This is a genomic window from Lelliottia sp. 489 (genome assembly GCF_050435885.1).
GTDB lineage: Bacteria > Pseudomonadota > Gammaproteobacteria > Enterobacterales > Enterobacteriaceae > Enterobacter > Enterobacter nimipressuralis.
This window is the reverse complement of record NZ_JBNDLC010000003.1, coordinates 27,047-40,621: the sequence shown is the minus strand read 5'-3', so window position 1 is coordinate 40,621 and position 13,575 is coordinate 27,047. Positions and strand designations below refer to the sequence as shown.

The following is a 13,575-nucleotide window of genomic DNA, read 5'->3' as shown; positions in this document are numbered from 1 at the left end:
AATAAATCAGATAACGGGTTCAGCAGACCATTGTTTAAGAACGTTTTGATAAGGTTTAATAAATTGTTCTTCGGTAAATTTCCCTTGCTCAACAGCCAGCTGGCTACGTTCTTCCCGGTCATAAACAATGCGGGTTAATGAATAATCCTGGAAATTCAAACTTGGTTGATACTGTTTTCCCGCGCGGGAATTAGCATTGTAAATTTCAGGGCGATAAATCTTCTGGAAAGTCTCCATCGTACTGATGGTGCTGATCAGCTCAAGATCGGTGTAATCGCTGAGTAAATCGCCACTGAAGTAAAATGCCAACGGCGCAACGCTGTTTTCAGGCATGAAGTAGCGGGCGCGCAATCCCATTTTGGCGAAGTAGTCATCCGTCAGGGAAGGGGCATCTTGCTGATATTCGATGCCCAAAACCGGGTGCTGAGTACCGGTGCGATAATAGGTGTTTTTGCTCGACACACTCAGGCAGATAACCGGTGTTTTACTGAAATGCGCTTTGTAAGTATCTGAACTAATAAAACGTTTAAATATATCGCCGTGTAAGACGCCAAAATTATCCGGCAGGCTAAATCCTGCTTTATCTTTATTATGTTCTGGCAATACCACGCTGAAATCATAATCGCGCACATACGAGGAAAAATTATTTCCTAAAATGCCTTCAAAGCGCTGATTGGTTTTTTTATCAAGGATACTGGTTTTTAAAATTTCAATCACCGGGAAGGCGTCGGACACTCCCTCGCCCTTGATATTCAGCTGAGCCGTAATGATGTCCAGCTCAACGGTGTAGCGGTCACTCGTAGGGTTGTCCCAGTGCGCCAGAGAATTAAAGCGGTTATCGATCATCGCCAGAGTGTTGCGCAGGTTTTCCTGACGTTTCTCACCTCTGGCCAGATTGGCAAAGTTAGTGGTAATACGCGTATTTTTCGAAGGGTTATAATCTTCGTCAAAACGAATTGTCTTAAGCGTGAATGTAATGTCTTTTTTCATTTTTATCAGGTGTCCTGGCTGCTGAAAATTAATGATATTTCAGTAGTCTTCGAATTTTTATGGATACATCGCGATGTATCTTTTATGCCTGAGTCATTGAGTGAAAAACAGTGACTTAAATTCACCAAACATGAGACAAATTCATGATCCTGCCTGCGCATCACCGGGATACTTCGGCGCTGGCCGAAGCATCCCCTTTTTACCGGCAATACGCTGAGTGAAATTCATGAGAGGGCAGCAAGATGATCGCAGTACTTTTTGAGGCAGACGCACTACCCGAAGCGCGTGAGCGCTATCTTGAACTGGCAGCAGAACTGAAGCCGTTGTTGTCGGACACAGCGGGATTTATCTCCATTGAACGGTTCCAGAGCCTGAGCACGCCCGGAAAAATTCTCTCGTTATCATGGTGGGAAAATGAGGAGGCGGTCACCGGATGGAAGCAGAATATGATGCATCTGGCCGCTCAGAAAGAGGGCAAACAGTCGATTTTTTCATACTACAGAATACGCGTGGCCCGGGTATTTCGTGATTATTCGTCCGAGACATCTTCGAGCAAAGGAGCGCAACAACATGTATGACATTCACGTTGTGCTCGATAATACTTCATATTCGCTGGCTTCCTTCGGACGCGTGGTCGGTCTTAACGGTGTCGGGCTGGAAGGTGGTGGGGTATTTACCACTCCGGACGGCGGGCATGCGCATTTTCTGATAGAAGACGGCGAAAAAGCCCGTCAGGTTCTGACTGACGCAGGCTTTGACGTGAGAAAATTGTCGCGTCCGCTGATAAGGAAATTACCCCAGAAGCAGCCGGGCGAACTGGGAGAAATCGCGGATACTTTGGCACAGAACGGCATTCGCATTCTGGTACAGTACAGCGATCACGATAACCGGCTTATTCTGCTCACGGATGACGATATCCGGGCGGCTGAAGTCACCCAAAAATGGGCAATACACGCTGCATGAAAGTTCTTCACAACGAACACGACAGTGAGCCGGATGCGTCTCTTGAACAATCCATGTCACTGGTCGCTTCCGCAATCTCTGACCCGTCACGGGTCACTATTTTGTGCGCCCTAATGGACGGGCGCGCGTGGACAGCCACGGAACTCAGTGCGGTGGCGGGCATCGCTGCCTCCACCACCAGCGGGCATCTTGCCCGGCTTCTCAGCAACGGGCTGGTGATTTGCCTGACGCAGGGACGCCACCGCTATTACAGTCTGGCAGGCCATCATATCGCCGGACTGCTGGAGAACCTCATGAGCGTTTCCATGCGCAGCCAGACTGCTTTTACCCCGACTACGCCGGTTGTTTTGCGTTACGCCCGAACCTGTTATGACCATTTGGCTGGCGAACTGGCGGTAAACATCTATGATTTCATGCTTCATGACCACTGGATTGAGGCTGACGGCAATGCGCTGACGCCCGCCGGGAAAGCGCATTTTCAACGCATTGGCGCAGTGCTTGATCCGCGTCCGCGCCGCAAGCCTTGCTGCCCGTGCCTCGACTGGAGCGAACGACGTTTTCATCTGGGCGGGGATGCGGGGCAGGCACTCATGACGCTGTTACTGCAGAAAAAGTGGATCACCCACACGCAGGGCTATCGCGAAGTGACCGTAACCCGCAGCGGCAAGACCGCTCTGAGTCGACTGTTTAGTTTGGATCTGGATTAGCACCATTCTGGATAAAAGGATGGAGTGTCGCGGGGGGCGTTTATGGGGATCGCTGGATTTGTCTTTTTGCGCGATGGGGAGAAGACAGGATTGGAGATAGGGGGACGACAAGGCTGATTGTGCCTAAAAGGTGCGGATTTAATTCGTTCTCTTCGGACTTCGCGGGACAAATTGCAGACACAAAAAAGCCCGCAGGGCTTGCGCCGTGCGGGCTCTTAGGACTTCATCGGATGACTCTGGTAATCACCGATGGAGAATTTTGGTGCTGGCGTCCCTGTGTTTTATTTTACAATTATATGATTTTTATGGTTATTTTTGTATAGTGATTCATTAAGGGTTCAATAAAGGGTCCTAAAAAAGGCGTCATCACTGATTTTACTTATTCCAGAGCTAAAATCTTACCTCCAACTAAGTCTTCTCAAAGTGCTAAACAAGGATTATAAAGAGGAGTAGTACGGAATTAAATCATGAAAAATTTAAATCATTGATAAATAACTATTTATTAAAAAAACTTACATAGACCAGAAAAATAGCACTTTTTGCAAAAGTCCTCCTAAGCCTATGCTGGCTTGCTTTCAAAATACTCTTCATAAATCTGACTAAAAAAACACCACCTCTTGATCAATTCGTGCTTTTTGATAGTTGATCGCCATAAGCGATCTGAAGATACTGCATCCATCAAAACAACGATGGAGAAATGTATGACAGAAAGAAAAAGATTTATCCGTATGCCTGAAGTGTTGGAAAGAACCGGATTTTGTAAAGCTTGGATTTATCGATTGATTAGTCGTGGTCAATTCCCTGCACCTATAAAACTAGGTGATCGAGCAATCAGGTTCGTAGAAAGTGAAGTTGATGAGTGGATCGACCAAATGATTTACGCGTCACGTAATAAAGCAGCATGATAATATTTTTATAAATGAATTAGGAGGTTATATGTAATAAATATATAGGCCTGTGTTTGAAAATAACGATCCCTTTAATAAAAATACATGAAAGTGTAGGGGGGTATTTACTTAACGATTAAATAAGGAACCAAAAATGAAAAAAGAAAATAAATGTAATAGTCAGAACTCAGCAGAACTTACAGCATTGCTAGAATACTCTCGCTTTACCAAGAAAGTGCTTGCGAAGCCTGCTAATGAAGTATTCGATCTATTTACTGATAAATATTATATGGAAACCGTTTACGATGATATTATTGATAAAACGAAGAGGAGTATTGATCAAAGTCAGCATAGATACATAGATTTTGAAGAGGTTAGAATAAATATAATGTGCATGCATACAGAGGCCATTATGATTTGTTATATGTGAAAATAAAATAGCTCAAAATGGATTGTATAGCGTTTAGAGATTTTATATGAATAATATTGATATCTTAAGCAAAAGGTCAGATATATTTCTGACCTTTATTAGGTTTGCTATCATTAATCAATAATGATTTTGTGAAATATTTTATTTGTTTCTCTTGACTATTAAAATATAATCCTTATAAAAAATAAAGATACAAAAAAAGCCAGATGATAAATCTGACTTTTTGAGGACTAAAAAAGTCAGCGAAAACTTTTTAAGTCTTGTAATCAGTTAGAGGATTAACGTGATTACAAATATAATAAAGTATTAAATAATCTTTTCATATTTGTCAAATCTAAACCTGAGCTTTTTACAAGTCTTTTAAATACCACTTCCAGAAGCTTTAATGTCCTAGAAAGCAATCAAATTATAAACCTTTGTATCAGGTCTGCATATGTGGAGCAATTGAGCGCGAGTCGCTAATAAGAGATGTCCGTATGTTTTGTTGGTTGTAGGTATAGAAGGGGAAGCGACGTAATACCAACCCGAAGCGAAGTTCTAAACAGATAAGTGAAGTTGTATATGGAATAGCTATGAGAAAGCCCTACCTTTGTTGACAGCATAAATAGGGGATAACAATACATTAATCTGCATGAACGAATCTGGGGGTGTCGTAGGGTGTCCTACATTGGAAACGATGTAGAGCTTTAAGCCAGATCAACTTGGGTGAAGTCATATTTTTCATCTTGGTTTTCGTCAATCTTGATAGATTTTCAACAAAATAAGTTGAAAATTTCAGGAGGCGAAGCCTTGGATGAAGTCCCCTTTTCGGGGGCGAACACAAGGCAATATATAAATCTCAGTAAGGCTGTTTTTGTTTAGAGCAAAGGTGACTTGTTTTATGGCACCAATAAAATATAAGGTAGAACTAGATCTAAAAAATATATAGGGCGAAGCCTAATAAAATAAAAAGAAAACCATATTTAAAAATATGAAAAAAAGTCTCGCGCCAGATATCCCACCATAGAACTTTTCCCGTTGTTATCCCTTCAAGATCCAAATCGTAAATAGAAACAGATCGGTATAAAAGATCAATATTTTAATATCGATAGGTTTTAACAATCAAAAAGCGCTAAATCGATCGTTATCAATTGCTTAAAACGATCGATATTAGATATCTGATAGGCCATGACTATCATTGTCCGTTTTTTCGATCGGTACAAACGATATGACTAGACATAAAAATAATTGAATTCTAAGGCGTTTACAGATCAATCGTAGATCTGTGCCATTGGTGAGGAAAGGGTATGCGTAAATTTATGTTAGCGGCAGGTCTTGCCACCCTGCTAACGGGATGCGGTGATGATGGGGTTTACGGCAACTATATCAATCAACAGTATGGCGTCAGGCTTGATATTCAGAAAGATGTGATCAAGTTTCGTGATGGTGTATTTACCGTTAAAAGCTGGGATGAAAGCAAGAAACCTATTTATATCGCCAAAACACAAAACAAAGATCTTGGATCTTGGACTTTTAAAATCGAAAAAGTAAAAGATGGCGTAGTCTACCAAGGTGCTGTTTTTAAAAGGAACTGAAAAATGGAAAACAACACAATCAAATGCCCTTTTTGCCTAAAAGAAAGTCAAAGAGGTGTTCAGGTATGCACGGGCTGCCAAGCGTCAGTTCTGTATGGAACATATCCCGGTTGGTATGCTTTCGTGATTATATTATTGACCTTCGGCCTGTCGATACTGATCGGAATGTCTACAGGTATGGCAGGAGCTACTATTAGCTTACCAATAATAGCTATTGTCGGTTTTGTCGCAGGTAAGGCGATTTTCTCAGATAACATTATCTTCAGAAGAAGAATGTAAATCTGTCTTGCAAGGTGATGGCTCGCAGTGCGAACCATCACCAATCTAAATTTTTCCCTCCTTAGCGTCATCAAGATCTAAATCGGAACCCACTTTGTGGGACCCCACGATTTAGCACTTGACGATTTGATCCCGCTGCAAATTTTACGCACAAGCTACCTATTACGCACAGCTACCCATCAAGACAATATATTATTTACCCTATCTTTTATTTGCATTTTATTCGTCGTGCAGTGTATTTATTTATGTAGCCGCTATTGACAAGTATTTTAGAACGGTTATTTATTTAAATATAGATTGAGTTCAGCTTTGTTTTTGTTTATCGGAAACTTAGGCAAGGTGTAATAGCGTATCCGCTATTTACCCAATCCTTCGGATTGCCCTATCTCGCTTTGCTCGTAGGGTTGAAAAAGATCTACCCTTCCGCCTATTCCCCTTGTCAAAGGGGAGGCGGTAAATAGTTTTACAATTCACTTCAAAACAAAAAGGAATAAATATGAAAATAGTTTTATCAGTATCAAAATGTTTATACATAAACGATTTAGATCGCTTACTTCCCTGTAATCGTTTTTTTGTTCATTTAGATTATAAGGATATTAGCAAAAAGGAGTCATTTGAGATGAATAGACACGACAAAGAAAGCTACAAAATTATCTTTGATAAGATTGTAGGTAATGACGTAATGCTTGCTATTGATGAAGACATCTACAGCGAAGTTATCGAAAACTTACTTTATTATTCAAATAAGAAATAAGGAGTTATATATATGATTATAGCAATAGCAATGATGCTTCTTTGTATTATGCTTGGCGGTTTTATGATTAGAAGCTGTATGGGAAAAACAAACTCTTCAAGTGAAGCAAAGCAATCAATATCAGATGTTAGAAAAATAATCGATAAAAAAGCACTGATTAAATATAAGAGGAGTAATAGAATATGATTGATGATGACATAGAGGAACAGATAAGTTTAAAAATGAAGTTTGAGTTATTAGCAAGGTTTTTTTATTACATAGAACAAGATAAAGATATACCTTTTTGTGAAATAAATAGTGATGAACAAAGATTATGTTATTTTGTGTCCCATAGGTATATACAAGAAAATAAAGCTGATGATCTTCTAAAATCTTTGATTGATGAAAATGATGAAGATTATATAAAAGCTATAAGAGATTATATGTTTACTACAGGTGGATAATAAAATATGAATACAGACAGAAAAAGAGGTCGTATAGAATTAAATCACGAAGAACGCAGAGATATATCTATACAGTTCAGAGTAAACAAAGCAGAATTTGAATATTTAAAAGAACTTGTTGAAGCATCTGGTTTAGAAAGAGGACATTATATACGAAAAGAGATTTTAAACGCTGAACCAGTTATTAAAAGGAAAATGCCTGAAGTAAACCAGAAGACCTATATACAACTTTCAGGTATAGGCAACAACATAAACCAAGCTGTTAAAAAATTAAATGGCAATGAGTATTTTGATAAAAATGAAGTTGATAAGCTTAATTTTAACATAAAGCAAGTTAGCAGAAGGATAATAGAGATAAATAAGGATTTAGATTATATATGAAAGGGAATGTAGCCAAAACAGGTAGATCATTTAAAAATAGAGTTGATTACATATTAAAAGATGATCACAGTTTTATTTGTAGCAATATGTCAGCAGATAAAAATAATGTTAGTGATTTAACTGATGAGTTCAAAGCTGTAAGCAGCTTTAGACAAGATATAAAAAAACCAGTCTTTCATGCGTTTTTATCTCTTCCAAAAAATGAACATTTAACCGATCAGCAATGGGAAGAGATAGCAAAAGACTATTTGAAAGAAATGAATATTGATATAGAAAAACATCAATATATTTGTGTGCGTCATAACGATACAGATAAAGAACATATCCATATAGTGGCTAACCGGATCGGCCTTGATGGTTCTGTATGGCACGGTCAGCACTCAGCATTTAATACAATAGCAGCTTGTGAACGTTTAGAAGTAAAGCACGGCTTAACCATTACACAGGGGCTTAAAGGTCAAAAATCAGATGTATCAGCACCAACCAAAGCTGAAATTGAGATGGCACTTAGAACAGGAGAAAAGCCAGCCCGTTTGGTGCTTCAAGCCTCTTTACAAGCGGCTATGACAGGAAAACCAGATCTTGAGACGTTCGTAGAACGTCTGCAGGCCGTAGGCATTGAACCGAGGTTCAATGTTGCCAGCACTGGCAACGTGGCGGGTTGTTCTTTCAGTGTGGGAGATGTGGCATTCAAGGGATCTCAGTTAGGCAAAAAATTTAGTTGGAACACTATAAAAAGTAAGGTGAAATATGACAAAAATAGAGATGATGAACTCGTTAGAAGATTCGCAGCAAGAAAAACAGATGACGAAAATAGTATTGGACGATCACTTATTGAATCAGATTTCAATGACAGTAGAACCTCTGACGGAATCAATGATGATATTATCGGAGTCGGTCAGTACAGCATTAAACCAGACACAACAGTCACTAACAAGAGTGAACAACTCATTAGAAGCAACAACAACCGCTTTAAACTCAGCGAAAAATATAATAGACCAACAAACAAAAAGATTGGAAGAGCAACACATAAAGCTGCACAAGTACTCAACAGAGTTAAAAAACAATACCATAAAGAACCAATCAAAACTTATAATAAAAGTAGCTTTAATCGTGGGAGCAATACATTTAGCGGCAGTTCTATCAGTAGGATACTTGATCATGCAGAAACAGCCACAACAGCCACGAATAACTTTAGACTCAAAAGCCGTGGCAAAATCAATAGTAGAGCAACAAAGATCGAAGAGATAAGAGAAAAGTTAAATATAAAGAAATCTATTATTCAACCTAAAAATAAAGAAAAAATAGTTAAAGAAGAAATAAAGAAAAAGCCTTTGGGGTTGAGTATGGATGAATATAGATTTAAATCGAATTTAAAAGAAGCTCTTAAAAAAGAAAAGATGACATTACATTTCGAAGAGGTAAATGAAATAGAGAACCGCCGATTTGAGATAAAATAAAAGAGGCGTTGAACCTCTTTTATATGGTGTTTATTAGTATAATTTTTTGTTCTACTTCTTCAATTTATTTATTGTTTCCCTACCGTATTTTTTTTCCATTCTAGCTATAAATGAAGGTTCTATGTAATATGCGAAAGCTAACAAGCCCTTCAACTTATCGACGGCTTCCTGATCTAATTTTCCATAAGAAAAACGATGTATCGCTGACGATATTAATCTTTTTCTTTCTCGCCCAAGTGAGATGTTATCATTATTAGAGATTGTTATACCCGTAATATGTCGATTATGAGCTTTCGAAGAAAGAATGGTTTTATCTTGGTTCAAAGAAATAGCCCCTTTGAAAAGATCGAATAAAACCTTTTTTATTAACTCATCAAAGCCAATAAGAGTATTCTTTATGCTTGTCGAAAATGTCATATCATCAGCATATCTTGTGAATGTTATCTCTCTTTTCCGACATTCTGTTTCAATAATTTGATCAAATGAGTACATTATTACATTGGAAATGAATGGAGAACTGGGTGCTCCAACACTTAATTTTAAACTGGATTTCCTATGCTCTCGATAGAACAAACAGTTTGATATAATAGAAGCATTGTCTTTATCAAAATCAATATTGTTTCTTCTACACTCAGCAAAAAATATTTCAGGTGTCAACGAATTGAAAAAATTGGATAGATCCAGTTTCAATAAATAACTATTTTTTGAGTGAATGAGCGCATTTTCTTTGATTCCTCTTCCAGTTCTATAAGCATAAGCGCAATCATGTACAGGCAACATATTAGATAATTCTTTAACTATGATTCGTTGAATTAACTTCAGTTCCTTTGAAGGATGAGCGATTTTACGCTTTTCATCAGAGCTTCTTTTATCAATCTCATAAATTTTATATCTATAAGGAGCAGTGGTAATAAAAATATTAATGAGGTCATCACTTAAGAAAAGTGTGCTTTGTAAAAGCTTGCGTAATGATTTTAGATTATTGGTCATTTTCTTCACCATACTTGGCTAATACACTGAGGCGTCTTTGTTCTTTATCCCTTAAATTCAAAGCGAGTTCTTGTTTTAAATTTATTTTATTTCTTGTTTTGTCAAATTGTTTTTTGTCTGAGTAAGAGCCAAATTTTATATAATTGTCATTTGCGAGTTTTTTTGGTGGAAAAAAGTATGTATTGGAACTTCTTTTCTTTTTTTGTATTAGCTCTAGTGTTAATAGTAAGTAGATTAATTGAGAAAGACGTTTTTGCGGTATTTTAATTTGAAAGGATGAAAGAACTGATTCAATTTCAGAAATTTGAACAGGGAAGCTGATATTTATTATCTCAAGTATCAGCATGCATAGATGACCATCATCATTTTTTCTAAATTTTTCAACCTTAACTTTACTGTCCACTCTTGTAAATATATCTTCGCATATTTGACCCCATACAGCTTTGTCAAATTTTCCATTTTCGGCATCATACGGATAAGTGAGTACTGCTTCGTTTACATGAGTAGATATTCTTTTTAACGGGCCTAAAAAAATAAACGAGTCCTCACTCTCAACATGATCCTCTGGTGCGATAACACAAATCTTATCATAGAGATTTTCGAAAGAAGAAAATATCCCTAATTCAACCAGTGAGCCGGGGCTTTCAAGAAATAAAAGAACTTGCGAGGATATCTTAGCAATATCGTGTTCAAAATGAAGCAAATCATCATACTGGCCAGTCTCAATATAGTCCTTGAAGGATTCAGCCATCCGAAGGCAATTATGAAAATCTTCATGTTCAGTGGCAGTATAAGCGTAAAGCTGCCCGCGCATACTTGTAGGTATGGCTTCTTTTACATCAACAAGCCCCCCGCAAACAAATATTAAATTTAAACTGTTATTAATCACAGTAAAATTTTCGACATCAAGATTTTTAAATGTATCTTTTATGATTTGTTCGTACATCTAAATTTCCAAATAAAAAAAGAGACCTGTTAGTCTCTTTTTAACTCTTTACTAAAGGATGCGGCGGATGCAAATCGGCCGATCGTGTGAGTGAGCGAGCAGGATCGGCCGATTTGCATCTGACGCAACCCTAAATGTAAACAATAAGTTCGTGTCTGGCGAAACGCCCGACAAGGCTATATAACTAAAGCCCATACGCTAAAGAGTGTTTTTTTTATAGCATGATGAATGGAAATTTTCAATTATTTTTGCCTGATTTTGCTTTTTCCTGCGATGCAACTATATCTGTGAAATCCATAGTGTTGGCTGTCGGGGATGTGCTGCTTGATGCTCTATGCATAGCTTTGTTAGCAAGTGCAATCCTTCACGCAGCAATTGCTTTAACCTTCTGAGCTTGAACGTAATCTCCCCACCACTGCATCAGCTCTGTTCTTTCGGCAAGATACTCAGCACGGTTGTAAGCGGCTATGATTTCATCTTTCTTGGTATGAGCTAAGGCGGATTCAAGCACCTCTGTTCTAAATTTACCGCTTTCTTCAGCAGCCGTTCTTGCTATAGAACGCATTCCGTGAGCTACCAGTTCACCACCGAATCCCATACGGATGATTGCAGCATTAGCTGTTTGCTCATGCATGTGGTTAAGCGGGGCCTTAATGCTTGGGAAAACCCACTCTCTATGACTACTGATTGGTCTGATTAACTCAAGTAAACGCATAGCCTCTTTACTCAGCGGAATCTTGTGAGGGCGTTTCATCTTCATAAACTCAGCGGGGATGTTCCAGAATCGATTATCTTCGTCTATATCACTCCACCGAGCACGGACAGCTTCTCCCGGACGAACCCACGTAAGGAGTTGCCACTCAATTAGAAGACGAGTTTCGAGTCGTATAGAAGCGTTAGATAGAGCAATTAAGAATCGGGGTAAATCATCTGGTGGTAAAGCGGGCATGTTTTGCTTCTTAGGCTTACTGAATCGCTGACCGAGGTTATCAGCAGGGTTAAATTCAATAAGCTCTTCTGTAGCAGCCCAACGAAAAATTTCATTTAAACGTGAAATGATACGGCGTAGGGTTTCCAATACGCCTCGTTGTTCTATGGGGTCAAGGTGTTGTTTTAAGAGCTTGGGACGGATCTCTTTGATCGGAACGTTGCCTAAACCGGGGAAGATATTTCGTTCAAGGCTCCGCCAGATATCTTCTGCGTGGTCTGGAGAGATACCAGAAGTCTTGACCTTCTCATCTAACCATTTCCTAGCAACCGCCTGTAGCGTGTGCTCAGTGGCATCTTTAAGGGCATTGGCTTTATCGTTGTTGTGAATCTGCGGATCGATACCATTTGCAAGCAACGACAAGTATTCATCACGTAAAGCCCGAGCTTTGGCAAGTGTGAGATGAGGGTAGGTTCCTAAGCTCATCTTTGTTCGCTTCTTACTTACTGGCACTGCATACCTGAAATACCAATTTTTCTTACCACCCTTTGATAGGGGAGCGATTCGTAGCATCAGGCCGTCACCATCAAAAAGGTTGATCTCCTTTTCTGCTGGCTTGGTATTTTTGATTTCAGTGTCAGTGAGTTTCTTAGCGATCTTTGCCATTTTTAGGACCCTCGATTTTGGGACCCTTTGCGTTGGGTCCCAAAAAGGGTGCCATAAGGAGTAGCTTCTAGCAAATTTCAGTAGACTTCTGTAGACGTAAAAAAGCCCGCAAGGCTAGTTCCATGCGGGCTTGGTAGACTTCAGTATACTTCAAACAACTAAAAAGTGGTGGAGCTGGGGGGATTTGAACCCCCGTCCGAAATTCCTACATCCTCGGTACTACATGCTTAGTCAGTCTTTACATTCGCCTGGCACCTGCGGACAGACACGCCACTACCAAACTAGCCTGATTAGTTTTAACACTTCAGCCCCAGGCAGGACATCCATGCGATCTCTTTTGGGTTTGACCTCTCTTGATCCCCGTCCTAAGAGCGGAGGCTAGGGAGAGAGGGCTCTTAGCAGGTTATTAAGCTGCTAAAGCGTAGTTTTCGTCGTTTGCGACTATTTTTTTGCGGCTTTTTACGAGGCAAACCGCCCCTCGGCATGCACCTTGGGTTTCGCAAATCCCGTCGAATCCAGAATCAGCCCCAATGTGTTGAACCCAGTATACCAGAACTGGCATCGGTGATGCCAGCGTGGAACGATAAGTTCTTAAATCAGCGTGAAAAGTACAAAATTCAGGCAGAAATTAACGGCCTGCGTGCTTCATGATACGCGCTTTGTCGACCTGCCATTCACGGTCTTTCACGTCATCACGTTTGTCGTGCTGTTTTTTACCCTTCGCCACGCCGATTTTCACTTTGCACCAGGCATTTTTCCAGTACAGAGACAGGGCGACGACGGTGTAACCTTCGCGGTTAATGCGGCCAAAAAGTGAAGCCAGTTCGCGCTGATTGAGCAGCAGTTTACGCGTGCGCGTCGGGTCGCAAACATAGTGTGAAGAGGCGACGGCCAGCGGCGTAAAGTTTGCGCCAAACAGGAAGGCTTCGCCATCAATCAGAATTACGTAGCTGTCGCTGATGTTGGCTTTACCTGCGCGCAGGGATTTGACTTCCCAGCCCTGCAACGCAAGGCCAGCTTCGAATTCTTCTTCAATGAAGTACTCATGGCGGGCACGCTTGTTCAGCGCAATGGTTGCCGAGCCAGGTTTATGTGCTTTTTTCTTCGTCATAAGTGTCGTGAAGCCATAGGTAATCTGAGTTCAAAAAGTAACCTCATTGCGATTGCATCCTGTGAG

The 13,575-nt window shown here is 39.8% G+C and carries 17 protein-coding genes and 1 other RNA gene; 12 read left to right on the top strand and 6 right to left on the bottom strand.

All coding sequences use genetic code 11. The features are described from left to right. Positions 1-6: 6 nt before the first annotated feature. Positions 7-990, bottom strand: a complete 984-nt coding sequence (locus ABIE11_RS11475) for a DUF1852 domain-containing protein (protein WP_429184529.1) — start codon at positions 988-990, stop codon at positions 7-9. Positions 991-1,232: 242 nt separating this feature from the next. On the opposite strand from ABIE11_RS11475, the gene ABIE11_RS11470 reads away from it, so the two are divergent. The 12 genes from ABIE11_RS11470 to ABIE11_RS11415 all read left to right on the top strand — a co-directional run bounded on the left by ABIE11_RS11470 (position 1,233) and on the right by ABIE11_RS11415 (position 8,868). Then, on the top strand, positions 1,233-1,568 hold the full coding sequence (locus ABIE11_RS11470) for an antibiotic biosynthesis monooxygenase family protein (RefSeq protein ID WP_429184528.1): 336 nt from the start codon (positions 1,233-1,235) through the stop codon (positions 1,566-1,568). Further along, entirely contained in the window at positions 1,561-1,953 is a 393-nt protein-coding gene (locus ABIE11_RS11465; RefSeq protein ID WP_429184527.1) for an amino acid-binding protein, read from the top strand. The genes ABIE11_RS11470 and ABIE11_RS11465 overlap by 8 nt, the downstream gene beginning before the upstream one ends. Then, positions 1,950-2,660, top strand: coding sequence for an ArsR/SmtB family transcription factor (locus ABIE11_RS11460; RefSeq protein WP_429184526.1), 711 nt, complete (start codon positions 1,950-1,952; stop codon positions 2,658-2,660). Before ABIE11_RS11465 ends, ABIE11_RS11460 begins: the two co-directional genes overlap by 4 nt. Before the next feature lie 701 nt (positions 2,661-3,361). Beyond that, a complete protein-coding gene (locus ABIE11_RS11455) occupies positions 3,362-3,565 on the top strand; it encodes a helix-turn-helix transcriptional regulator (protein ID WP_044695395.1) in 204 nt (67 codons plus the stop codon). 136 nt (positions 3,566-3,701) lie between these two features. Next, positions 3,702-3,977, top strand: coding sequence for a hypothetical protein (locus ABIE11_RS11450; RefSeq protein WP_095661414.1), 276 nt, complete (start codon positions 3,702-3,704; stop codon positions 3,975-3,977). Between the two features lie 1,286 nt (positions 3,978-5,263). Then, the gene (locus ABIE11_RS11445; RefSeq protein ID WP_095661415.1) at positions 5,264-5,551 is read left to right on the top strand and encodes a hypothetical protein; all 288 of its coding nucleotides are present in this window, start codon (positions 5,264-5,266) and stop codon (positions 5,549-5,551) included. 3 nt (positions 5,552-5,554) lie between these two features. Next, complete coding sequence (locus ABIE11_RS11440) at positions 5,555-5,830, top strand: hypothetical protein (protein WP_095661416.1); 276 nt, start codon at positions 5,555-5,557, stop codon at positions 5,828-5,830. A gap of 496 nt (positions 5,831-6,326) precedes the next feature. Beyond that, a complete protein-coding gene (locus ABIE11_RS11435; RefSeq protein WP_095661417.1) occupies positions 6,327-6,584 on the top strand; it encodes a hypothetical protein in 258 nt (85 codons plus the stop codon). A 12-nt stretch (positions 6,585-6,596) separates the two neighbouring features. Continuing rightward, on the top strand, positions 6,597-6,770 hold the full coding sequence (locus ABIE11_RS11430; protein WP_179289105.1) for a hypothetical protein: 174 nt from the start codon (positions 6,597-6,599) through the stop codon (positions 6,768-6,770). After that, on the top strand, positions 6,767-7,027 hold the full coding sequence (locus ABIE11_RS11425; RefSeq protein WP_095661418.1) for a hypothetical protein: 261 nt from the start codon (positions 6,767-6,769) through the stop codon (positions 7,025-7,027). The genes ABIE11_RS11430 and ABIE11_RS11425 overlap by 4 nt, the downstream gene beginning before the upstream one ends. 6 nt (positions 7,028-7,033) lie before the next feature. After that, positions 7,034-7,408 (top strand): plasmid mobilization protein, encoded by a 375-nt coding sequence (locus ABIE11_RS11420; RefSeq protein ID WP_429184525.1) that lies wholly within the window; start codon positions 7,034-7,036, stop codon positions 7,406-7,408. After that, positions 7,405-8,868, top strand: a complete 1,464-nt coding sequence (locus tag ABIE11_RS11415; RefSeq protein ID WP_429184524.1) for a relaxase/mobilization nuclease domain-containing protein — start codon at positions 7,405-7,407, stop codon at positions 8,866-8,868. The genes ABIE11_RS11420 and ABIE11_RS11415 overlap by 4 nt, the downstream gene beginning before the upstream one ends. Before the next feature lie 51 nt (positions 8,869-8,919). Here the strand turns inward: ABIE11_RS11415 and ABIE11_RS11410 are convergent, their stop codons facing one another. The 5 genes from ABIE11_RS11410 to smpB all read right to left on the bottom strand — a co-directional run bounded on the left by ABIE11_RS11410 (position 8,920) and on the right by smpB (position 13,509). Further along, positions 8,920-9,858, bottom strand: coding sequence for a retron St85 family RNA-directed DNA polymerase (locus ABIE11_RS11410; protein ID WP_095661421.1), 939 nt, complete (start codon positions 9,856-9,858; stop codon positions 8,920-8,922). After that, on the bottom strand, positions 9,848-10,804 hold the full coding sequence (locus ABIE11_RS11405) for a retron St85 family effector protein (protein ID WP_095661422.1): 957 nt from the start codon (positions 10,802-10,804) through the stop codon (positions 9,848-9,850). Before ABIE11_RS11405 ends, ABIE11_RS11410 begins: the two co-directional genes overlap by 11 nt. Positions 10,805-11,168: 364 nt before the next feature. Beyond that, positions 11,169-12,398, bottom strand: coding sequence for an integrase domain-containing protein (locus ABIE11_RS11400; protein ID WP_095661423.1), 1,230 nt, complete (start codon positions 12,396-12,398; stop codon positions 11,169-11,171). A 166-nt stretch (positions 12,399-12,564) separates the two neighbouring features. After that, positions 12,565-12,927, bottom strand: a transfer-messenger RNA (tmRNA) gene (ssrA, locus tag ABIE11_RS11395). A 99-nt stretch (positions 12,928-13,026) separates the two neighbouring features. Then, the gene (gene smpB / locus ABIE11_RS11390) at positions 13,027-13,509 is read right to left on the bottom strand and encodes an SsrA-binding protein SmpB (RefSeq protein ID WP_095282985.1); all 483 of its coding nucleotides are present in this window, start codon (positions 13,507-13,509) and stop codon (positions 13,027-13,029) included. Positions 13,510-13,575 lie beyond the last annotated feature (66 nt).